The organism is Neobacillus solisequens (assembly GCF_051233465.1).
Classification (GTDB): domain Bacteria; phylum Bacillota; class Bacilli; order Bacillales; family Cytobacillaceae; genus Neobacillus.
This window is the reverse complement of the sequence record NZ_JBKFGJ010000004.1, coordinates 86642-106789: the sequence shown is the minus strand read 5'-3', so window position 1 is coordinate 106789 and position 20148 is coordinate 86642. Positions and strand designations below refer to the sequence as shown.

Annotated in this window: 25 protein-coding genes; 8 read left to right on the top strand and 17 right to left on the bottom strand. The window is 37.6% G+C overall.

Going from position 1 to position 20148, the window contains the following annotated elements:
• Window positions 1-12 precede the first annotated feature (12 nt).
• Complete coding sequence (locus tag ACI3K6_RS06310; protein ID WP_435554158.1) at window positions 13-1395, bottom strand: PhoH family protein; 1383 nt, start codon at window positions 1393-1395, stop codon at window positions 13-15.
• 148 nt (window positions 1396-1543) lie between these two features.
• Here ACI3K6_RS06310 and ACI3K6_RS06305 point away from each other — a divergent pair, with 148 nt between their 5' ends.
• The gene (locus ACI3K6_RS06305; RefSeq protein ID WP_435554157.1) at window positions 1544-2134 is read left to right on the top strand and encodes a YhcN/YlaJ family sporulation lipoprotein; all 591 of its coding nucleotides are present in this window, start codon (window positions 1544-1546) and stop codon (window positions 2132-2134) included.
• A 21-nt stretch (window positions 2135-2155) separates the two neighbouring features.
• Here ACI3K6_RS06305 and ACI3K6_RS06300 read toward each other — a convergent pair whose 3' ends face one another.
• A complete protein-coding gene (locus ACI3K6_RS06300; RefSeq protein ID WP_435554156.1) occupies window positions 2156-2611 on the bottom strand; it encodes a pyridoxamine 5'-phosphate oxidase family protein in 456 nt (151 codons plus the stop codon).
• A 169-nt stretch (window positions 2612-2780) separates the two neighbouring features.
• On the opposite strand from ACI3K6_RS06300, the gene ACI3K6_RS06295 reads away from it, so the two are divergent.
• Window positions 2781-2981 carry a YlaI family protein gene (locus tag ACI3K6_RS06295; protein WP_335477297.1) on the top strand — a complete coding sequence of 67 codons (201 nt, stop codon included), beginning with the start codon at window positions 2781-2783 and terminating at the stop codon, window positions 2979-2981.
• Window positions 2982-3039: 58 nt separating this feature from the next.
• On the opposite strand, the gene ACI3K6_RS06290 is transcribed toward ACI3K6_RS06295, so the two are convergent.
• The 3 genes from ACI3K6_RS06290 to typA are packed head-to-tail and all read right to left on the bottom strand — an operon-like array spanning window position 3040 to window position 5534.
• Entirely contained in the window at window positions 3040-3333 is a 294-nt protein-coding gene (locus tag ACI3K6_RS06290; protein ID WP_435554155.1) for a hypothetical protein, read from the bottom strand.
• 13 nt (window positions 3334-3346) lie between these two features.
• On the bottom strand, window positions 3347-3661 hold the full coding sequence (locus ACI3K6_RS06285) for a YlaH-like family protein (RefSeq protein ID WP_335477299.1): 315 nt from the start codon (window positions 3659-3661) through the stop codon (window positions 3347-3349).
• A gap of 34 nt (window positions 3662-3695) precedes the next feature.
• Window positions 3696-5534, bottom strand: a complete 1839-nt coding sequence (gene typA, locus ACI3K6_RS06280) for a translational GTPase TypA (RefSeq protein WP_335477300.1) — start codon at window positions 5532-5534, stop codon at window positions 3696-3698.
• Between the two features lie 153 nt (window positions 5535-5687).
• On the opposite strand from typA, the gene ACI3K6_RS06275 reads away from it, so the two are divergent.
• Window positions 5688-5873, top strand: a complete 186-nt coding sequence (locus ACI3K6_RS06275; RefSeq protein WP_435554154.1) for a YlaF family protein — start codon at window positions 5688-5690, stop codon at window positions 5871-5873.
• A gap of 30 nt (window positions 5874-5903) precedes the next feature.
• Here the strand turns inward: ACI3K6_RS06275 and ACI3K6_RS06270 are convergent, their stop codons facing one another.
• Together ACI3K6_RS06270 and ACI3K6_RS06265 are read right to left on the bottom strand one after the other, a co-directional pair.
• On the bottom strand, window positions 5904-6701 hold the full coding sequence (locus tag ACI3K6_RS06270; protein ID WP_335477302.1) for an inositol monophosphatase family protein: 798 nt from the start codon (window positions 6699-6701) through the stop codon (window positions 5904-5906).
• Window positions 6702-6960: 259 nt separating this feature from the next.
• Window positions 6961-7155, bottom strand: coding sequence for a hypothetical protein (locus ACI3K6_RS06265; RefSeq protein WP_335477303.1), 195 nt, complete (start codon window positions 7153-7155; stop codon window positions 6961-6963).
• 178 nt (window positions 7156-7333) lie between these two features.
• Between ACI3K6_RS06265 and ACI3K6_RS06260 the strand changes: the two genes are divergently transcribed.
• Window positions 7334-7963 (top strand): YktB family protein, encoded by a 630-nt coding sequence (locus tag ACI3K6_RS06260; RefSeq protein WP_435554153.1) that lies wholly within the window; start codon window positions 7334-7336, stop codon window positions 7961-7963.
• Window positions 7964-7983: 20 nt separating this feature from the next.
• Here the strand turns inward: ACI3K6_RS06260 and ACI3K6_RS06255 are convergent, their stop codons facing one another.
• Both ACI3K6_RS06255 and ACI3K6_RS06250 read right to left on the bottom strand, forming a co-directional pair.
• Window positions 7984-8259: a UPF0223 family protein gene (locus ACI3K6_RS06255; RefSeq protein ID WP_435554152.1), complete on the bottom strand. Its 276-nt coding sequence runs from the start codon at window positions 8257-8259 to the stop codon at window positions 7984-7986.
• Window positions 8260-8288: 29 nt separating this feature from the next.
• Complete coding sequence (locus tag ACI3K6_RS06250; protein ID WP_435554151.1) at window positions 8289-9248, bottom strand: NAD(P)H-dependent flavin oxidoreductase; 960 nt, start codon at window positions 9246-9248, stop codon at window positions 8289-8291.
• A 203-nt stretch (window positions 9249-9451) separates the two neighbouring features.
• Here ACI3K6_RS06250 and ACI3K6_RS06245 point away from each other — a divergent pair, with 203 nt between their 5' ends.
• Window positions 9452-10924, top strand: a complete 1473-nt coding sequence (locus ACI3K6_RS06245) for an aminotransferase class I/II-fold pyridoxal phosphate-dependent enzyme (RefSeq protein WP_435554150.1) — start codon at window positions 9452-9454, stop codon at window positions 10922-10924.
• Window positions 10925-10978: 54 nt separating this feature from the next.
• Here ACI3K6_RS06245 and ACI3K6_RS06240 read toward each other — a convergent pair whose 3' ends face one another.
• Both ACI3K6_RS06240 and ACI3K6_RS06235 read right to left on the bottom strand, forming a co-directional pair.
• Complete coding sequence (locus tag ACI3K6_RS06240; RefSeq protein WP_335477308.1) at window positions 10979-11101, bottom strand: GapA-binding peptide SR1P; 123 nt, start codon at window positions 11099-11101, stop codon at window positions 10979-10981.
• Between the two features lie 158 nt (window positions 11102-11259).
• Window positions 11260-11559, bottom strand: coding sequence for a DUF3055 domain-containing protein (locus tag ACI3K6_RS06235; RefSeq protein WP_435554149.1), 300 nt, complete (start codon window positions 11557-11559; stop codon window positions 11260-11262).
• Between the two features lie 157 nt (window positions 11560-11716).
• On the opposite strand from ACI3K6_RS06235, the gene ACI3K6_RS06230 reads away from it, so the two are divergent.
• A complete protein-coding gene (locus ACI3K6_RS06230) occupies window positions 11717-12151 on the top strand; it encodes a DUF1885 family protein (protein ID WP_435554148.1) in 435 nt (144 codons plus the stop codon).
• 223 nt (window positions 12152-12374) lie between these two features.
• Here ACI3K6_RS06230 and ACI3K6_RS06225 read toward each other — a convergent pair whose 3' ends face one another.
• The 6 genes from ACI3K6_RS06225 to ACI3K6_RS06200 all read right to left on the bottom strand — a co-directional run bounded on the left by ACI3K6_RS06225 (window position 12375) and on the right by ACI3K6_RS06200 (window position 18775).
• Window positions 12375-12617: a hypothetical protein gene (locus ACI3K6_RS06225; protein WP_335477311.1), complete on the bottom strand. Its 243-nt coding sequence runs from the start codon at window positions 12615-12617 to the stop codon at window positions 12375-12377.
• Window positions 12618-12793: 176 nt separating this feature from the next.
• Window positions 12794-14209 (bottom strand): dihydrolipoyl dehydrogenase, encoded by a 1416-nt coding sequence (gene lpdA, locus ACI3K6_RS06220; RefSeq protein WP_435554147.1) that lies wholly within the window; start codon window positions 14207-14209, stop codon window positions 12794-12796.
• A gap of 4 nt (window positions 14210-14213) precedes the next feature.
• Window positions 14214-15542: a dihydrolipoamide acetyltransferase family protein gene (locus ACI3K6_RS06215; RefSeq protein WP_435554146.1), complete on the bottom strand. Its 1329-nt coding sequence runs from the start codon at window positions 15540-15542 to the stop codon at window positions 14214-14216.
• Between the two features lie 112 nt (window positions 15543-15654).
• A complete protein-coding gene (locus tag ACI3K6_RS06210) occupies window positions 15655-16632 on the bottom strand; it encodes an alpha-ketoacid dehydrogenase subunit beta (RefSeq protein WP_335477314.1) in 978 nt (325 codons plus the stop codon).
• 3 nt (window positions 16633-16635) lie between these two features.
• A complete protein-coding gene (gene pdhA / locus ACI3K6_RS06205) occupies window positions 16636-17751 on the bottom strand; it encodes a pyruvate dehydrogenase (acetyl-transferring) E1 component subunit alpha (RefSeq protein WP_435554145.1) in 1116 nt (371 codons plus the stop codon).
• Between the two features lie 373 nt (window positions 17752-18124).
• The gene (locus ACI3K6_RS06200) at window positions 18125-18775 is read right to left on the bottom strand and encodes a YkyA family protein (RefSeq protein ID WP_435554144.1); all 651 of its coding nucleotides are present in this window, start codon (window positions 18773-18775) and stop codon (window positions 18125-18127) included.
• 160 nt (window positions 18776-18935) lie between these two features.
• Between ACI3K6_RS06200 and def the strand changes: the two genes are divergently transcribed.
• Entirely contained in the window at window positions 18936-19490 is a 555-nt protein-coding gene (gene def, locus ACI3K6_RS06195) for a peptide deformylase (protein WP_435554143.1), read from the top strand.
• Window positions 19491-19935: 445 nt separating this feature from the next.
• Window positions 19936-20145, top strand: coding sequence for a DNA-dependent RNA polymerase subunit epsilon (locus tag ACI3K6_RS06190; RefSeq protein WP_335477318.1), 210 nt, complete (start codon window positions 19936-19938; stop codon window positions 20143-20145).
• Window positions 20146-20148: the final 3 nt, after the last annotated feature.

Sequence of the window (20148 nt, the reverse complement as noted above, 5' to 3'; positions counted from 1 at the left end):
TTCGATTCGCGGCTATAGTAGATCCGCAGCAATTCTTGCTAATCCAGACCTTTCACCTTTTAATAATTTCACATGCCCGGACATGACTTGGTCTTTAAACTTTTCTACTACATAGGTAAGGCCGTTATTATATGCATCCAAATAAGGATGATCTATTTGTTCAGGATCTCCCATTAAGACAATTTTACTATCTTCTCCCACACGGGTTAGGATTGTTTTCACCTCGTGCTTTGTCAGATTCTGAGCCTCATCTATTATAATAAATTGTTTTGGAAGGCTTCTTCCCCTGATATAGGTCAATGCTTCCACTTCAATGGAACCCATACCTGCCAAAATAGCATCCAATTCACCCGGCTTCTTTGTATTAAACAGGTATTCCAGATTATCATAAATTGGCTGCATCCATGGCCGTAATTTCTCCTGCTTCTCCCCAGGCAAAAATCCTAAGTCTTTACCTACTGGGACAATTGGACGTGCAACTAATAGCTTTTTATATTCATGAAAGTCCTCTGTTTGCATTAACCCTGCAGCTAGGGCCAATAATGTTTTACCTGTCCCTGCCTTCCCAATTAAGGTCACTAGTGGGATATCCTTTCGAAGCAGCAATTCAATGGCCATTGTCTGCTGAACATTTCTCGAGTGAATTCCCCATATATGTTCCTGATTTAGCACTAACTTATTTACCTTTTTGCTTGTTCGATTCACCATCCCTATGGCTGAGGCCGAACTTCCAAGGGCATCCTTCATGATCAAAAATTGATTTGGATAAAAAGGATGGTTAGCAATTTCAGAAAGAAACAGCTCACCTTTTTCATAAAAGCGGCTTAATAAATCAATTGGAATATACACCTCGAGAAAACCTGTATAAATATGGTCAATTTCAACCACACGATCATTTAAAAAATCTTCAGCATCCAGTCCAATCGCATCTGCCTTTACTCTTACTAATGCATCCTTACTTACCAGGATCACCGGTTTCCCATTTTCCTTAGTTTGCTCTTCTAAGAATAAATTTTTAGCTACCGCCAAAATGCGGTTATCATTTGTTTTTTCGATAAAAATATCTTGAAGTTCATGAAAACTTCGATGATTCAGTTCAATTCTGATTGACCCCCCGTTTTCCAGTGGGATCTTTTCATGAAGTTTCCCTGAGGCCCTTAGACCATCAATTAATCTGGATACTTGCCTAGCATTTCTTCCTACCTCATCCATATACCTTTTCTTTGAGTCCACTTCCTCAAGTACTACTGCAGGTATTACAACTTCATTATCTTCAAAGGAAAAAATGGAATACGGGTCTTGTAGTAAGACATTTGTATCTAACACGTATATTTTACTCAAAGGTACGCCTCCCGCTTGTAGTTGGTGTACGGCTTGTTTAAAAATATCAAACATGCCTATTGTAAGAACTTTGGTAAAATATATGTTTCTTGGAATAAAGATAGAAGGCGTTCCACACAATAAATGTTAGTAAGAACGCTTTCTATTGATAGGATTAAGCGTATTTAACCCCTTTTTTTATTATACTTTTAGGAGGTTTTTTATGAAAAGGACCTTAACAGCTGCATTCATCTGTTTACTGTTAGCAGGGTGCAATAACAACAATCGTAATGACATCACTGAAAGTAAAGATTCATCTTTAGTGAAGGTAAAAAATAGTTATATTGAAAGTGTTGACCGGAAAACAGGACAAGAAATTTCCAAACGTTTGGTAACTCTAGCTACAAGCGTCCCTAATGTAAATGACGCAACCGCAGTTGTTTTAGGGAAATACGCAATTGTCGGCATTGATGTCAATTCAAAAATTGATCGGTCCCAAGTAGGTACCATCAAATACTCCGTTGCTGAAAGTCTAAAAAAAGACCCCTATGGAGCCAACGCTGTTGTTGTAGCAGATGCAGACACAACCGAAAGATTAAAGGAGATCCAGGGTGATATAAAAAGAGGAAGACCGATAAGGGGAATCATGGAGGAACTCGCAGATGTTGCTGGTCGGTTAATGCCTGAAATACCGGGGGATTTGGTCACACCTACTCCCAAAAATGCACCTGATAAACCTGCAAAAAAACTGCCCAACGAACAAGAGAAAGAGTTACGAAAAGAACAGGAAAAACAATCAAATTATCACAAATAAATGAGAAAAGCTTAGTTATCACTAAGCTTTTCTCATTGCTTCCATCACTTGCCTATCTAATTTTTCAGCAGCATTTTTATCATATGTTTTATCGTATTGAACTTCGGAAACAATTTTGGAGCCATAGAACATCACATCTCTGACTTCTTTAATTTCCATTTCCACTAATGCAAGCTTCAATGGAACATCCTCTAGACGCTCTTCTTTTATCGATGCCTCACCTTGAATGGAATAGGTAGACTCGTTAGCAATTAGATTAATCACAATCCGATTGTTTTGGTTTATATTCTGGATAATTCGAGAACGTCCATCTACCGCAAAATAGATGGTTTTTTCATCCTTTGCCAACACCCATGAAATTGCACTTACATTTGGCCACCCTGTTTCATGGTCAATTGTAGCTACTGTCACAAATCTTTCTTTTTGTAATTCATCATATAGAGGCTGAATAAGCCCTGGCTCTACTTGATTTACCACTTTTTAAATCCCCTTTGCATCTTATATTAATTAAAAACAGCTATTCTAATATTACTATTATTACTTTCATTCATCAAATTAACAAATATTTTGATTACCTATCAGATTACCTGCTGCTATAGTATAATATATTTATTCAGTGTGAATTTGAAAAAGATGAGGTGACTTCATGAGAGTAAAATGTGTAATTTGCGATAAAATCGAATCGATTGCCGATGAGTCCCCGGTTGCCAAACGCCTGCGAAATCGGCCTATCCATACATATATGTGCAATAACTGCAGCGAACGAATTACTGAAAGAACGAATGCCAGGATTTCCACAGGTAACTTTAAGCTTTATCGTACACGTCCTGAAAAAGATGAATGGTGAGCAGAAAGTAAAAACCACAAGTCCCTTCAAAAATTCGAATGAAGGAACTTGTGGTTTTTTAGTCTTTTGCCGGACAATTCACGTATTTTTCCGGTTCTTTATTAATTTGATCTAACATGACTTCGATTAATTCACGTGGGAAACGTGTTTTTTTTGTCTCTCCTTCATGTTGATAAGATACATAATAAAGAGAATCATCTGTTGAGATTTCGATGTTGGAAACATGACGTTCAGACTTTAGCATCTCATCAAAATGAGCCTTTGTTTCCTGTGCTGCGGTATCATCAGGGCGTGCATCGCACACTACCTTAATGGTTAGCCAATTATATAAGACATCTTGTAAGGAATTCATGTTCTATCCCCCGCTACTTTGCTTCCGTTTGTTGTTTTTTCGATTGATGTAAACGAATTTTATAAATAATTAATACTAGAGCTGCAACAACTAATCCTTCAGCAATTGGCAAAAAGGCCCCAAGAAAGGTTAAAATGGTACAGCCTAGACATAAAAAGATATAAATGACAATCGACTTTCCAAGAGGAAGCTTTTTGGCAAAACCCAGTTTATATACAATGATGGATAAAATCACGATTGTTATATAAAGAAGCCACATCCCTATTTTCGGCTGTTCCGATACCTTATAAAGTGCAGCAAAGAATGAAAGTCTTTCTGCTACGTTCACGTCAAAACCTCCTCTATCCTTTAACCAGGCTTGATTAGCTCATTTCTGCAACTTTTTTCTTTTTAGCTACTCTTTCACGTTCACTCTTATCTAAGATTTTCTTTCTTAAGCGGATGGATTGTGGAGTAACCTCACAATATTCATCTTCATTTAAATACTCAAGAGATTCTTCTAATGTCATGATACGTGGCTTTTTAATCACCGAGGTTTGATCCTTGGTAGCTGAACGTACGTTAGTGGCATGCTTTACTTTCGTAATATTTACGGTGATATCATTTTCACGTGTATGTTCACCGACAATCATACCTTCATAAATTTCCGTACCTGGGTCAACGAAGATAGTCCCACGATCTTCTACCTGCATAATACCATAGGTAGATGCTTTCCCGGTTTCCATTGACACTAGAACACCTTGACGTCTGCCGCCAACCTGACCTGGTGTCATTGGTTGATAGCTGTCAAAGCTGTGGTTAATAATTCCATATCCACGAGTAAGTGTTAAGAATTCAGTTGTATAACCGATAAGCCCACGCGCCGGAACGTTAAAAATAAGACGAACTTGACCATTTCCATTATTAACCATGTCAAGCATTTCACCTTTACGAGCCCCGATGGATTCCATAACTGCACCTGTATGCTCTTCAGGTACATCAATTTGCACCCGTTCAACTGGCTCACTACGAACTCCGTCAATTTCTTTTACGATAACCTCAGGTTTTGAAACCTGCAATTCGTATCCTTCACGACGCATATTTTCAATAAGGATCGACAAGTGAAGTTCTCCACGTCCGGAAACAATCCACATATCAGGTGAATCTGTATTTTCAACACGGAGGCTGACGTCCGTTTGTAATTGAGCACGAAGCCGCTCTTCGATTTTTCTAGCAGTTAAATATTTCCCTTCACGACCAGCAAAAGGACTGTTATTAACAACAAATGTCATTTGTAGGGTTGGTTCATCAATTCTTAAGACAGGAAGAGCCTCTTGCTGCTCAATCGGACAAACGGTTTCTCCGACATTAATATCTTCCATACCTGATACTGCAACTAAATCGCCAGCTTTTGCTTCTTCTACTTCTTCCCTCTTTAGGCCAAAGAAGCCAAAGATCTTTGTTACACGGAATTGCTTAACTGAACCATCCAGTTTCATTAAGGCGACCTGTTGGCCAACCTTCATCGTTCCACGGAAGACACGGCCTATTCCAATTCTTCCAACATATTCATTATAGTCGAGAAGAGCAACTTGGAATTGAAGAGGTTCGTCATGATTATCAATTGGTGAAGGAATATGCTCGATAATTGATTCATATAGACATTGCATATTTTCATCCTGCTGTTCAGGATTCATACTTGCTGTACCGTTGATGGCAGATGCATAAATTACAGGGAATTCCAATTGATCCTCTGTCGCATCAAGTTCGATAAATAAATCAATTACTTCATCAATTACTTCAGCAGGACGAGCAAAATCACGGTCAATTTTATTAACCACCACAATTGGAGTTAAATTTTGCTCCAGCGCTTTTTTCAGAACAAAACGGGTTTGCGGCATACAACCTTCATATGCGTCTACAACCAACAATACACCGTCAACCATTTTCATGATTCGTTCCACTTCACCGCCAAAGTCGGCATGTCCTGGCGTGTCTAAAATATTGATTCTGGTATCCTTGTATTGGATTGCCGTATTCTTTGCTAAGATCGTGATTCCGCGTTCTCTTTCTAAATCATTAGAATCCATCGCGCGTTCTTCAACATGTTCATTGGTCCTAAATGTTCCTGCTTGTTTTAATAATTGGTCTACCAAGGTTGTTTTACCATGGTCAACGTGAGCAATGATTGCAATATTACGGATATCGTTTCTTGTATTCAAAAATTTCCACTCCTGACTATATTCAATAAAGAAGGTTATTTATAGTTTCTCATAGACAACTAAAACATTATACCACAGTTCATGTGGAAACCTAAAAGCATTTTATGTATTATATAAAATAATGGGTAAAAGTTTAGATAAGGGGGATGAATAATGAAGCAAATTAAATGGGTTTTACTTATCTATGCCGTAATGGCAGCGGCAGCCATTATGGGAATAGGCGTGGCAATTGCCGAAGAAAGTATTTTAGGAATAATTGGATGTATTCTTGCTTTAATTTCCATAATGGGTCTTGGGTTCACAACCAAAAAGAAAATGCGTGGACGAGGAGAATTATAATAAGCTTCAGCAAATGCTGAAGCCCTTTTTTTACCATTCACCATTTTTTAAATACTCGGATAAAATGGTTTCGTGCAGTCCAGGTTTTGCGACAAATAAAGAATCTTTCGTCAAAAAGTCGAGCTTTCTTCCTCTTAAGTTTGTAACCACTCCGCCCAGTTCCTCCACAATAACGGTCCCACCACCATAATCCCAAGGAGATAATCGCAACGAAATATAGGCGTCCACTCTTCCTGTTGCTACAAAAATCATTTCAAGGGCAGCTGTTCCATATGACCTGGTCCCTCGAGCAGCTCTTACTAATGGAATTAATAAATTATGATCAATTCGATGATTTTCCATTACCCAGGTTGCATTTAGAGCAAGGATCGATTCTTGTACCGAAGTCTCTTGAAGCCGCGGTAATGGTTTATCGTTTAAGTAGGCACCTTTACCAACTTGAGCATGGTACAATTCATCATGAACCACATCATATACCAATCCGATTTTGCCTATCCCATTCTCATAAATCCCTACAGATATGGCAAAATTCCTTTGTTGATGGATAAAATTCATCGTCCCGTCAATAGGGTCGATTAACCAGACAACACCGTTTAAATCATTTATTTCGTCCCCAAATCCCTCTTCCCCCATGATTCTGTGTTCGGGATAGGCCTTTTTAATTTTTTGAATGAAGAACTGCTCTGTTTCTCGATCAATATTGGTTACTAGGTCATTTGGATTTGTCTTTGTTTCAATATTCAAGGTCTGATCGAAGGATGCTTTTATTCGGTTCCCCGCCTCTTTCACCCATTCCTTCGCATGGGAATAAATCTCTTCCCAAATCATATCGTTCCTCCCGTCATCTTGATTCTTTTATGTTCTCAATGTATGTAGTATTCACTTGCAAAATCCTTCTAATGTAATCTTAGCTTAATGCAAATTTACTCCTCCAGCAACTTTTTGCAATTTTATGTAGAGAAATAATTAGGACGCAATAATAAACGAACTCCCCCATACCATTGGAGTTCGTTTTAAAAGTAATCATTTTTATTTCGTTTCATTCTAAATTTTTACCCCTTAGAAATTAGTCCTGTACCCAATGTAGTTAAAATGCCTTTAATCGTAATAATTCCAATCGAATCTTTTCGAGTTTTTGCTTGCAATCTTTAATTTTCTTTTCATCATTTTCTTCTATTGCCTCGAATAATACAGCAAGCTCATAATCCATTTCCAAACGTAAGACAGCCTTTTTTTCTTTTTCGCCTACTTTTTTTAATGAAGTATTCATCAATTGTTTCACTTGCTCTCCTCCCATCCGTTAATTAAACTTACTTTTCAGATATTTTTTACTGTATCATATGAGCCAATTTGAAATATTGGAACAAATATGTGCTCTTACCTAGAAAGCAGCTTATTTTCTTGAGCTTATCTTGATATGTTAAAATATGAAGGAATTGAATAGTGGAGGTAACACTGGAATGGAAGTCACGAGATTTACAAATGAAGATTTTGACGTATTTACAATAGATGGACTTGATCCACGGATGGAAGCACTTAAAATGAAAATCCGACCAAAATTGGAAAGTTTAGGACAATACTTTGCTCCAACTCTTACCACACTAACAGGTGACGAAATGTTTGTACATGTTGCCAAACATGCCCGAAGGACCGTTCATCCTCCAAAGGATACATGGGTCGCATTTGCTAATAATCCACGTGGATATAAAATGCTGCCTCATTTTCAAATTGGTCTTTGGGAAACTCATTTATTTATTTGGTTCGCTGTCATTTATGAGGCACCACATAAAGCAGAAATTGGTAAACGTCTATCAGAAAAACTCGCTAAGATTCACAAGGATATTCCAAAGAATTTTGTCTGGTCTATGGATCATACAAAACCTGAGACAATTCAAAATGAAACTTTATCAAAAGAAGAGCTGCAAGCAATGTTTGATCGCCTGCAAACAGTAAAAAAAGCGGAATTATTATGTGGCTATGTGATCGATCGAAATGATGCCATACAATTAAATTCTGAGCAATTAATTAGTAAAATCCAAAAAGTATTTGAGAGTTTAACCCCTCTTTTTAATCTAGCGGTCAAAAAGTAAAGCTCCCTAAATTGGGAGCTTTACTTTTTCATTACAATTCGATCACCTGAAGCAGACTCTTTTGATTTTTTAATTGTCCTATAAGCAGAGTATCCACTTATATCTTCAAACTCATTGCAAATAGATTTTTCCTCCGCTTTACTTGGCACGATTTCTTTAAAACGTCGATAGGCAGCCAACATCTGATCCCGTTCTATCCCTGTTTCATAAGCCTTTTCTACTGCCTCAAAAAATGTAATCACATCGACAATCTCTTGGGTGGACCAACTGTAATCAATTGGGTATTGATATTCCATCATTTCACCGACTTTACTTCATTTAGATTCTATTTTCCCCATTTTTCACGGATATTCTCCGCCACATGTATGATTCGCTCAAACAATTCTGCAACTGATGGGACATCCTTAATGAGTCCCATGACTTGTCCGGCCCAGGCAAAACCTTCTTCGGCAACTCCATCATAAATGTACCGTTTATTGGCACTTCCACTGATAAAATCCTTTAGTTCTTCAAAACCACCGGAATTTTGCTCAATTTCAAGTATTTTTTCAGTCCAATTATTAGAAATTGCCCTGGCTGGAGCACCGAGAGATCTTTTTATAACCACCGTTCCTGCTTCCGAGCCCTCAACTATGGCTTTTTTATATAGTTCATTGGCATGGATACATTCTTTCGTCGCAATGAACCTCGTGCCCATTTCAATACCCTCAGCCCCTAAACCGAGGGCCGCCATCAATCCCCGGCCATCTCCAATGCCTCCAGATGCAATGACAGGGATTGAAACTGAGTCAACTACCTGCGGAACTAACACCATCGTTCCAATATCATCTCGACCAAGATGGCCCCCACCCTCTTGACCAACGACCATTACGGCATCCGCCCCAAGCTCCTCTGCTTTTACAGCCTGCCTTCTAGCCGCAACTAATACAAGCTTTTTAATAGATGTTCCCTTTAATTGTTCAAGAATTGGGGCAGGATTTCCCCCAGTCATCGAAATGACAGGTACTTCCTCTTCCATTGCAGCCTGTAAAAGATCTAAAAACGGTCTTCCATGTTGACCAATAGCAAAATTAACACCAAATGGCTTTGTCGTCAATTGTTTAACCTTATGAATTTCTTGTCTCAATAATTCCGGGCTTCCCAATGACATGGCTGTTATTTGACCAAGACCCCCTGCATTTGACACCGCAGCGGCCAGTTCTGAATAAGCTAAATAAGCTAATCCCCCTTGAATAACGGGATAGCGAATATTTAAGAGTTTTGTAACACGGGTTTCCCAATTCATACCATATCCCCCTTAATAATAGATATTTGTTATTTCGGCTTTTAAGGTTAATTTTCCTTTTTTTCTGGGAAACTAAAGTAACTAAAAAAATTCATGATTATTAGCGTAAACACCTATACATTTTAGATATAAAAGTGCTATAATCTTTTTTGTTTTGCTTAATTATACAATGTAATTAATAAATAAAGAGGTGTGGTTATAAATTGTCCCAGCAGGAAACACCGTTATTTAGCGGTTTAGTAGAACATGCGAAACGCAATCCCGTACAATTTCATATTCCAGGTCATAAAAAAGGTGCTGGAATGGATCCTGAATTTCGCCAATTTATTGGTGATAATGCTTTATCCATTGATTTAATCAATATCGGACCATTGGATGACCTCCATCATCCAAAAGGAATGATTAAGAGAGCTCAAGACCTTGCAGCAGAAGCATTTGGCGCTGATCATACATTCTTTTCGGTCCAAGGTACAAGCGGTGCCATCATGACTATGGTGATGGCTGTCTGTGGACCAGAGGATAAAATTATTGTTCCTAGGAATGTTCACAAATCGGTTATGTCGGCAATTGTTTTTTCAGGTGCGATTCCCGTTTTCATTCATCCTGAAATTGATAAGGAATTGGGCATTTCCCATGGTATTACACCCGAAGCAGTTGAAAGAGCTTTAATAGAGCATCCAGATGCTAAAGGGGTTTTGGTTATTAACCCAACCTATTTTGGCATCTCAGCAGATTTAAAGAAAATTGTTGAAATCGCCCATTCATATAAAGTACCAGTTCTTGTCGATGAGGCCCACGGCGTGCATATTCATTTCCATGATGAATTACCTTTGTCTGCTATGCAGGCCGGTGCCGATATGGCTGCAACAAGCGTTCATAAACTTGGCGGATCCATGACTCAGAGCTCTATACTTAATGTCAAAGAGGGTCTAGTATCTGTTAATCATATTCAATCCATTTTAAGCATGCTAACGACAACATCAACTTCCTATCTACTCCTAGCATCACTTGATGTTTCACGAAAACAGCTAGTGCAAAAAGGAAAAGAATTAATCAGCAGTACAATCGAATTAGCTCAATCCATACGGAAAAGAATAAATCAAATTGAACATCTGCATTGTGCGGGTGAAGAAATTCTTACTTCAGAGGCAATCTTTGATTATGATCCAACAAAGCTAATTATTTCTGTCAAAGATTTAGGCCTTACTGGCTACGAAGTGGAAAAATGGCTTAGACAAAGACATAATATTGAAGTAGAGTTATCGGACCTATATAATATCCTTTGCATCGTTACATTTGGTGATACTGATTATGAAGGAGATTTGTTGGTAAATGCTTTAAAGGAGCTAGCTGACGAATGTGAGCACCGCGCCGAGAAAACTGAACCAGTCGAAGTATTGCTTCCTGAAATCCCATTGCTGGCACTTACACCAAGAGATGCATTCTATTCTGAAACTGAGGTTATTCCTTTCGAAGATTCGGTGGGAAGAATTATTGCCGAGTTTGTGATGGTTTATCCACCAGGAATTCCAATCTTAATACCAGGAGAGATTATTTCAAAAGAAAATCTCCACTATATTAAGGAAAACTTAGAAGCAGGGTTACCTGTTCAAGGTCCAGAAGATGACGAAATTAAATTCATTCGAGTCATAAAAGAATATAAAGCAATCAAATAAAAAATACAGGATTCCGTTTCGGAATCCTGTTTATTTATTTCTATCATGTACTAGTTATTTTTCATCTTTTGAATGGTCATCGCAACAGCAATTACATTTTGAATAAAGTACTGATACTTTTTCATCTTCAAAATGATCGATTGTTGAGTTGCAAGATTGACATACAATTGTACCCATCTGTTCTAGCCCCATTTCAAATGATTTTATGAAAGCGTTTAAAACATCCTTGAATTAATAATAATATATCACATTTAAAATTTCAAGCCCAATTTGTATGTCACATTTAATTTTTTTCATATAAAAAAAGGGCCTAAAAGCCCCTTCACGAACGCATATTAATCATACTCTGTAACAAACGGCATTTCTGGTAAAGCGCTTTTAAAAAACTCAGCTAAATCTAAGGCTTGCTGCTGATCTTGGATTCGGAATACGGTTTGAAGGTGTTCGATATCTTCAATGTCTTTAGGGTCGAGGAGAGTTGAACGGCCTGTTTGCATGCAGACAACAAGAGGCTTTCCAAAAAACATGTTGGTATAAATAATTCCAAAATCATATCGTGTATCCTCTGTAGTAAACCCAATAAACCTAACCTTAACCTTTTCATGCTCATCATAGAGCTTGTAAAATAACTCCATAATACTCCTCCTTTATAAATAGTTAGAATATTATTATAATTTACTTCCCATTAATTAACAAGGAATTGTTGAAATATTTAATATTGTTGTCATTTATTTTTAATCAATGCTAGAATAAGAGAGATAACAATTACGGCTGAATAAAGGGGGAAAGATGATGGCTATAAATGCGTATATTAAGCTGGTGCCTTCATCCGCAAAACAAACAATTACAATAGATGAATTAAAAGAATTATTCCATTATTATAAAAGCATTCTGAACAAAACAGGAGCTCAATTAGATTGGGAATATGATCATGCGGCATTCCCATATGAAATAAAAGAAACCTCAGAAGGAAAAGATAAATGGTTTTACTTACAATCCGACCATGAGCGATATAATGTCATTTTGATTGGAATAGATCAAGAAACCGTTTCCCTAGAGAATGGAAAAATGAGAGACCAAACCTATATTCAGGTCACTTTACCCGAACAATCTACATATGGAGATAAAGGAAAAGCAAATGAATTTTGTAAATTTCTTGCCAATAAACTTCAAGGCGAACTTCATTTGTTTAACGACCGAGTCATGTATTTCTATCCTCGAAAGTAAAAAGCCCCAAATTTGGGGCTTTTTTAATGTAAGGCAGTGTTAGTGTTAAATAACAGTGTTGGTTTTTAACACTCTGTTGATTGTAGTGGAAGGTACGAAGACTCCTGTGGGAGTACGGTTCTAGGGAGACCCCGCAGGCGTTAGCGCCGAGGAGGCTCGCCGAAACGCCCACGGAAAGCGAAGTACCTGGAGCGGAAATCAACAGACAAGTATAACAGAGAGCCTAATGTAAAAATTGGGTCATCGTATAGTGCAATGATGTATATACCACCAAACTTAAGGTCGTAATAAACAATGTTTTTCGTGATGATTTCGTAATTTTGTTGCCGATGATAAACGCTAAGTAAAAAAACACAAAAAACATGATTACCTTATAAACAAGCTGATCATGCCTCGACAGCCACTCAATAAATGTATATCCGCTCCAAATGATAAATTGCAGCATCATGACAATATAAACCCTCATTATTATCACCACGCAAAATACATATATTTTGTAAAGAATATTACATATATATGAAGAAAAGGAAACAGTTATTTGCTCCCCAATGAACGATTTGATTTAAAATGTTATCTATACATTCGCTAATAAAAAAGAAAAGTCCTCTCTATTTTTTATAGAAAGGACTTTTGTATCAGTTATTACTTTAAGATGTGAATCGGACTGCCGAGGGCAACTTCGGCAGCTTCCATTGTAATTTCACCGAGAGTTGGGTGAGCATGTATTGTCATTGCCAAGTCTTCTGCCGTCATACCTGCTTCAATGGCAAGCCCTAACTCTGCAATCATATCAGAGGCGCTTGTGCCGGCAATTTGCGCTCCAATAACAAGACCGTCTTCTTTACGAGTAATTAACTTTAAGAAACCATCAGCGCTATCAAGTGATAAAGCACGACCATTAGCTGCAAATGGGAATTTAGCAGCTGTTACCGCAAGTCCTTCTGCTTTAGCTTGTTCTTCTGTATATCCTACTGAGGCTAATTCAGGCTCAGAGAATACAACAGCAGGAATTCCTAAATAATCTATTTCAGAAGGATGTCCAGCGATTGCTTCTGCCGCAATTTTTGCTTCATATGATGCTTTATGAGCAAGCTGCGGTCCCTGAACAACATCACCAATAGCGTAAATATTGCTGATATTGGTACGGCATTGTTTGTCGATTTCGATTAGACCACGTTCGCTAAGTTTCACGCCAACTTGTTCCAAGCCCATTTCATCTGTGTTTGGACGACGTCCTACCATGACGAAAACATAATCTGCTTCGAGTTTCTGCTCTTCACCATTTGTTTCAAATGTTACAGTTACGCCGTTCTCGGTTTCCTCAACACCTTTAGCAAGTGCTTTTGTATAGAATTCAGCGCCTTTTTTCTTCAGCGCCTTTTTAACTAATGCAGCCATTTGTTTATCAAAGACACCAAGTCCTAAAATTTCCTCAGCACCTTCTAAAATGGTTACTTTGGTGCCAAAGTTAGCATACGCTCCGCCAAGTTCGACCCCAATGACACCTCCACCAATTACAACGATGCTTTTTGGAATTTCAGGCAAATTAAGAGCACCTGTTGAATTAAGGACACGTTTTGAATATTTAAACGTAGGCAACTCGATTGGACGAGAGCCCGTTGCAATAATCGCATTTTTAAACGTATATGTTTGAGCAGAATTTTCGTCCATGACTCGAAGGGTATTCGCATCAACAAAATATGCTTCACCGCGGACAATATTTACTTTATTTCCTTTTAAAAGCCCTTCAACGCCGCCAGTTAATTTTTTAACAATACCAGCTTTAAATTCTTGAACTTTTGAAAAATCAACCTTTACATTTTCAGCTGTTATTCCAAATGCATCGGAATGCATAGCTGTTTCATAACGATGACCAGCAGCAATTAATGCTTTTGAAGGGATACAACCAACATTCAGGCAGACACCGCCAACGTATTCCTTCTCAACAATTGTGACTTTTTGGCCAAGTTGTGCAGCACGAATAGCTGCAACATATCCCCCAGGACCGGCACCGATGACTATAGTATCTGTTTCAATTGGGAAATCTCCAACTACCATTTTCTTACGCCTCCATTAACAATAGTTCTGGATCGTTCAATAAACGCTTAATATGATTCATTGCATTTTGTGCGGTTGCACCGTCAATCATACGATGATCGAAACTTAAAGATAATGCTAATACAGGAGCAGCCACAATTTCACCGTCGCGAACGATCGGTTTTTCAGCAATACGGCCTACACCCAAAATAGCTACTTCCGGATGATTAATAACTGGAGTGAACCATTGACCGCCTGCTGATCCAATATTAGAAATCGTGCAAGATGCACCCTTCATTTCGTTTGGAGCCAATTTTCCTTCACGCGCTTTACCAGCTAATTCATTAATTTCATTAGAGATAGTAAATACTGACTTTCTGTCGGCATCCTTTACAACAGGAACTAAAAGACCTTTATCAGTATCAGCAGCGATACCTATGTTGTAATAATGTTTATGAATGATCTCATTTGTAGCATCATCAAGAGATGTATTTAACACAGGAAACTCTCTTAAAGCGCTTGTGAGTGCTTTAACAATGTATGGTAAGAAGGTTAGCTTGATGCCTTTAGCAGCAGCCACTTCCTTGAACTTCTTGCGATGGGCTACAAGCTTGGTTACATCAATTTCATCCATTAATGTCACGTGAGGAGCAGTGTGCTTAGAGTTAACCATTGCCTTTGCAATAGCCTTACGGATACCGCTCATTTTTTCACGTGTTTCTGGATATTCGCCTTGTGGAATTGGAACAGGTACTGGAGCTGCTGCCTTAGATGTTTCTTCTACATTTTCCACAACTGCTGCTGCCTGCGTTGCAATTGCTGCTCCGCCGCCATTTAAGAATGCATCAATATCATTCTTCATAATACGTCCATTTTTACCTGAACCAGCAACTAATGCAATTTCTACACCTTTTTCACGAGCATATTTACGTACAGAAGGCATTGCAATCACACGACGATTTGGGTCCACTTCAACTTGTGGCGCAGGTGCTGCAGGAGCAGATGGTTGGGCTGCTGCAGGTGCCGCAGTGTCTTGTGCCGGAGCTGCAGGTACTTCAGCTTGTTTTGGAGCTTCTTCAGCATGTTCATCGCCTTTAAATTGTAGGTTCTCATATCCTGGCGCATCAAAAGTGACAAGAACTTGACCAACAGTTGCAACAGTTCCTTCGCCAACTAGCACTTCTTGAACAGTACCTTCAACAGGCGATGGAATTTCAACTACTGCTTTATCATTTTGAATTTCACAAAGAACATCATCTTCTTTGACTTTATCCCCTGGCTTTACAAACCATTTGACGATTTCACCTTCGTGAATACCTTCGCCGATATCAGGCATTTTAAATTGAAATGACACAGAGATTCATCTCCTATTTTTCATGTAATTTTTAATCAAACTTAAGTAATATTGGGAAAAGATGACTTTTCCCAATCATTTATGATAAATCCATATTCTTTATAAGTAACTATTAGAAAGTTAATACTTTTTTAGCAGTCTCAAGAACATCTTTATAGTTAGGAAGCCATACAGATTCTGCTTGAGGGAACGGGAAAATCGTATCAGGAGCAGCTACCCGTAAAACAGGAGCTTCCAGACTTAAAATTGCTCGCTCATTAATTTCAGCAACAACATTTGCTGCAATACCTGCTTGTTTTTGTGCTTCTTGAACCACAATTGCACGACCTGTTTTTTCAACAGAGGCAATAATTGTTTCAATATCAATTGGACTAACTGTCCGCAAGTCAATAACCTCTGCAGAATATCCTTCTTTTTCTAATTCTTCGGCTGCCTTTAATGATTCATGAACCATTGCACCGTAAGTAATAATGGACACGTCTGTTCCTTCTCGCTTCACGTCAGCTTTACCTAGTGGGATCGTATATTCACCTTCAGGAACTTCTTGACGGAATGAACGGTACAATTTCATATGCTCTAGGAAAATAACAGGATCATTGTCACGGATTGCTGAAATCAGAAGGCCTTTTGCATCATAAGGAGTTGAAGGAATAACTACCTTTACACCAGGAGTTTGCGCCATAAGCCCTTCTAAACTGTCTGCGTGCATATCTGGAGTATGTACCCCTCCGCCGAATGGTGAGCGAAAAGTAACAGGTGCATTAAATGTACCACCTGAGCGAAAACGCAAACGAGCTAACTGACCAGCAATTTGGTCAAATACTTCAAATACAAAACCAAAAAACTGAATTTCTGGTACTGGACGGAAACCTTGTAATACTAAACCGGACGCTAAACCGCCAATTCCTGATTCAGCAAGTGGTGTATCAAATACTCGATCTTCTCCGAATTCTTTTTGAAGTCCTTCTGTTGCACGGAATACTCCGCCATTTACTCCTACGTCTTCTCCGAAAACCAATACATTAGGATCATTACGTAATTCAGTACGAAGTGCATCAGTAATTGCTTGAATCATTGTCATTTGAGCCATGACTTACTTCGACTCCTTTGCTTTAAATATTTCAAATTGTTCTTTTAGGTTGCTTGGCATATCTGAATAGGTAATCTCCATTAAATCAGTTACCTTTTGTTTTGGTGCAGCATCCGCTTGTTTAATCGCTTCTTTAATATCTTCTTTAGCTTGTTCAATTACTTCTGTTTCCTTTTCCTCACTCCATAGACCTTTCTTTTCAAGGAATTTGCGGAAACGTACAAGTGGATCTTTCTTTTCCCACTCATTGTCAAGTTCAGATGTACGATAGCGAGTTGGATCATCACCAGCCATTGTATGTGGACCATATCGGTATGTTAATGTTTCAATGAATGTTGGACCTTCTCCATTTATTGCACGCTCTCTAGCTTCCCGAACCGCTGCGTAAACAGCCAAAGGATCCATACCATCTACTTGAACACCAGGAATACCAGCAGCAATTGCTTTTTGTGCTAACGTTTTAGCAGCAGTTTGTTTTTCACGAGGTGTAGAGATTGCAAATTGGTTGTTTTGCGCAATAAAAATTGCTGGTGATTTATAAGCACCTGCAAAGTTCATTCCTTCGTAGAAATCCCCTTGTGAAGTACCTCCGTCACCGGTATAAGTAATGGCAACAGCTTTTGCTCCACGTTTTTGTAGCCCAAGTGCCACACCTGCAGTTTGAACATACTGAGCACCGATGATAATTTGTGGATGAAGGACATTTACACCCTCAGGAATCTGCATTCCATGGAAATGTCCTCTTGACCACAAGAAGGCTTGGGACAACGGTAGTCCATGCCATACGATTTGTGGAACATCACGATAACCAGGTAAGATAAAATCCTCTTTTTCCAAAGCAAATTGTGAAGCTAACTGTGAAGCTTCTTGTCCTGCAGTTGGTGCGTAGAACCCTAATCTTCCTTGTCGATTTAATGAAATGGAGCGTTGATCAAGGATACGTGTATAAACCATTCGACGCATTAATTCTTGAAGCTGTTCATCTGTTAAATCAGGCATCGCAGCTTCATTTACGATTTCGCCTTCTTCGTTAAGAATTTGAAGTGTTTGATATTGATTTTCCACTTCGTTGAGTACCTTCATTGCATCCAACTTGGCATTTTGAGTTTTAGAAGCCATCTGGTCACATCTTCCTTTCTTTTTAACCCTTATAAAATAATAAATTCCTTAAGTTAGGTTACCCAAAACACTTTAAAAAGTATGATTCTAAATACATGATTCAAAATCAAATTAACATTATGTCTGTATCAATGCTTCTTGCTATTATATTGATACAATAATTAATTTCATTTAAGAGTTTACATCATTAATTTTAGGTCGTCAAATACTACGCTTATAATTTTTTATTATTTGCACGTTATAAATAAAAATTAAACTGTACCATAATTAAATTTGTATCTGTTATATAAAATTAGCTACATTTTTATAATTGTTATAATATAGAAAAAATCGACTGTACCGTCAGTCGATTTCAAAAGATGTATGTAGCTTCTTATTTTAGCCCCGATTTTTTATAAAACATGCTCTTTTTCTTATTATACTCTTCTGTCAGTTTATTAAAGTTTTCATTTGCCTCATTGACCTTTTTATAGGATTCATTTATTTTATTGACTTGCAATTGAAGATCATTTAACATGACATTTTTATTTTTAAACATTTCATACAGTTGTTGATCATTATTTATTCCTTCTGAATATGCTTGATAAAGAGCATCATGTGCTCGATAGCGTTGCATCATAATTTCGTAAAGTTCATCTATTATTCTCTTAAGGTCAGGATTATCAAATTCCCCCTTAATGGATTTGATCTTTTTAAATTCCTTTTCTGATTCCTTTAAACTATTTGTTTCCTTCTCCATATAATTCTTTCTGTTATTTGCGGATACGATGGCCTGATCAGAAAGTTTTACTATTTGATTATATTCCTTCATACCTAACCCAATAATTTTGTTATATATTTCTTTTTCATTTTTTTCTGAAGTAACTAAAGGCTCTTGCTGTTCCTCAAAGTTTTTTTCTTTGGTGACAACTTCTTCCAATACACCATTCATTTTCTCTACAGGGGTCTTTTTATTGACACATCCTGATAAAATCACAATAATAATGATGGATATGATTATGGCTATGCGGTTGAAAATCTTCACTTAGGTTCCTCCTATCCGATAACTCTATAATATATTTACTTGTTTCTTTTGACAATTAAGATAGGAAAAGGTACAGGGAAAAGGATGATTAACATTTTACCTATTGTTTGATATGCTAGGTTCAGCATAATAATTTTTAACTTAATTGGAGGTGTACATAATGTTAATGATGGAGAATATTGTTCGTGATGGACATCCAACACTTAGAATGGTGGCTGAAGAAGTTTCAATGCCGCCTTCAGATGACGATAAGCAAATACTTGCAAACCTGTTAGAATATGTAATCAATAGCCAAAACAGCGAAATAGCTGAGCGATACGGATTGAGGCCAGGGATTGGTTTAGCTGCACCACAAATCAATGTATCAAAACGAATGATAGCTGTTCACTTAACGGATGAAAAGGGTGAACTATATAGCTATGCCTTGTTTAACCCCAAAATTATCAGCCATTCTGTTGAAAAGTCTTATTTAAAATCAGGAGAAGGCTGTCTTTCCGTGGATGAACCGATAGAGGGTTATGTTCCAAGACATGCACGAGTTACCGTTAAAGGTTACGATCTCAATGGAAATGAAGTTAAACTTCGTCTAAAAGGATTACCCGCAATCTGCTTCCAGCATGAAATAGACCATATTAACGGAGTCATGTTTTACGATCATATCAATAAAGAAGATCCTTTCAAACCGATTGAGGGCGCAATTGTCATAGAAAGATAATAAAACCGGAGCCAAAAAGGACCGGTTTTCCCTTTTTTCATACATCCAACATTATCCATGAAAATTTCCGCATTTTCCTCATATAATAATAATAAAAAATCTACTTTTGTAAAAATATTTCAATAATCTACCATTGCTTGCTTTACATTGGACAAGGATGGTTTAAAATAAGAAGTAAGGAGATGATCCACTATGTTAAAGAAGCTGAGAAAGAAGCTCTTAAAACAGTGGAAAGATTTATTACGTAAAAAAACCATTGCCTGATATTCATGAGCCCTTCAAACTTGCGAAGGGCTCCTTCCTTATTGTAAATTGAAAAATAGTGATATTTTTTATATAATTGTATTTTCACCAGATAAAGTTAAAAAAAGAAAATGAATGAAAATGTAGAAAATGTTTTATATAATAAAAAAAGTTATTTATGATGAGTTAGGAGCGAGGTCACGTGATATTTAAAGTATACTTTCAAGAAAGCATTTCTGAAGTTCCAGTTAGAGAAAACACAAAAACCATATTCATTAAAGGGGAATCTGTCAGAGATGTCCTTTCAAAAATTGCAGAACGCAAATTTAATGTCGAATATGTTCAAGAGGTTAAAGGAGCCCATTTAGAATATGAACAACAAAATGAAGACTATAAAGTATTGGAGATATGATAA

Bases quoted from the DNA above. Each gene is read 5' to 3' on its own strand.
- ACI3K6_RS06225 (WP_335477311.1), bottom strand. From the start codon at position 12,617: ATGAGGGTTTATATTGTCATGATGCTGCAATTTATCATTTGGAGCGGA.
- ACI3K6_RS06305 (WP_435554157.1), top strand. From the start codon at position 1,544: ATGAAAAGGACCTTAACAGCTGCATTCATCTGTTTACTGTTAGCAGGG.
- ACI3K6_RS06260 (WP_435554153.1), top strand. From the start codon at position 7,334: ATGGAAGTCACGAGATTTACAAATGAAGATTTTGACGTATTTACAATA.
- ACI3K6_RS06235 (WP_435554149.1), bottom strand. From the start codon at position 11,559: ATGGAGTTATTTTACAAGCTCTATGATGAGCATGAAAAGGTTAAGGTT.
- ACI3K6_RS06230 (WP_435554148.1), top strand. From the start codon at position 11,717: ATGGCTATAAATGCGTATATTAAGCTGGTGCCTTCATCCGCAAAACAA.
- pdhA (WP_435554145.1), bottom strand. From the start codon at position 17,751: ATGGCTTCTAAAACTCAAAATGCCAAGTTGGATGCAATGAAGGTACTC.
- lpdA (WP_435554147.1), bottom strand. From the start codon at position 14,209: ATGGTAGTTGGAGATTTCCCAATTGAAACAGATACTATAGTCATCGGT.
- ACI3K6_RS06310 (WP_435554158.1), bottom strand. From the start codon at position 1,395: ATGTTTGATATTTTTAAACAAGCCGTACACCAACTACAAGCGGGAGGC.
- ACI3K6_RS06270 (WP_335477302.1), bottom strand. From the start codon at position 6,701: ATGATTTGGGAAGAGATTTATTCCCATGCGAAGGAATGGGTGAAAGAG.
- ACI3K6_RS06210 (WP_335477314.1), bottom strand. From the start codon at position 16,632: ATGGCTCAAATGACAATGATTCAAGCAATTACTGATGCACTTCGTACT.
- ACI3K6_RS06275 (WP_435554154.1), top strand. From the start codon at position 5,688: ATGAAGCAAATTAAATGGGTTTTACTTATCTATGCCGTAATGGCAGCG.
- ACI3K6_RS06240 (WP_335477308.1), bottom strand. From the start codon at position 11,101: ATGGGTACAATTGTATGTCAATCTTGCAACTCAACAATCGATCATTTT.
- ACI3K6_RS06255 (WP_435554152.1), bottom strand. From the start codon at position 8,259: ATGGAATATCAATACCCAATTGATTACAGTTGGTCCACCCAAGAGATT.
- def (WP_435554143.1), top strand. From the start codon at position 18,936: ATGTTAATGATGGAGAATATTGTTCGTGATGGACATCCAACACTTAGA.
- ACI3K6_RS06290 (WP_435554155.1), bottom strand. From the start codon at position 3,333: ATGAATTCCTTACAAGATGTCTTATATAATTGGCTAACCATTAAGGTA.
- ACI3K6_RS06295 (WP_335477297.1), top strand. From the start codon at position 2,781: ATGAGAGTAAAATGTGTAATTTGCGATAAAATCGAATCGATTGCCGAT.
- ACI3K6_RS06250 (WP_435554151.1), bottom strand. From the start codon at position 9,248: ATGAATTGGGAAACCCGTGTTACAAAACTCTTAAATATTCGCTATCCC.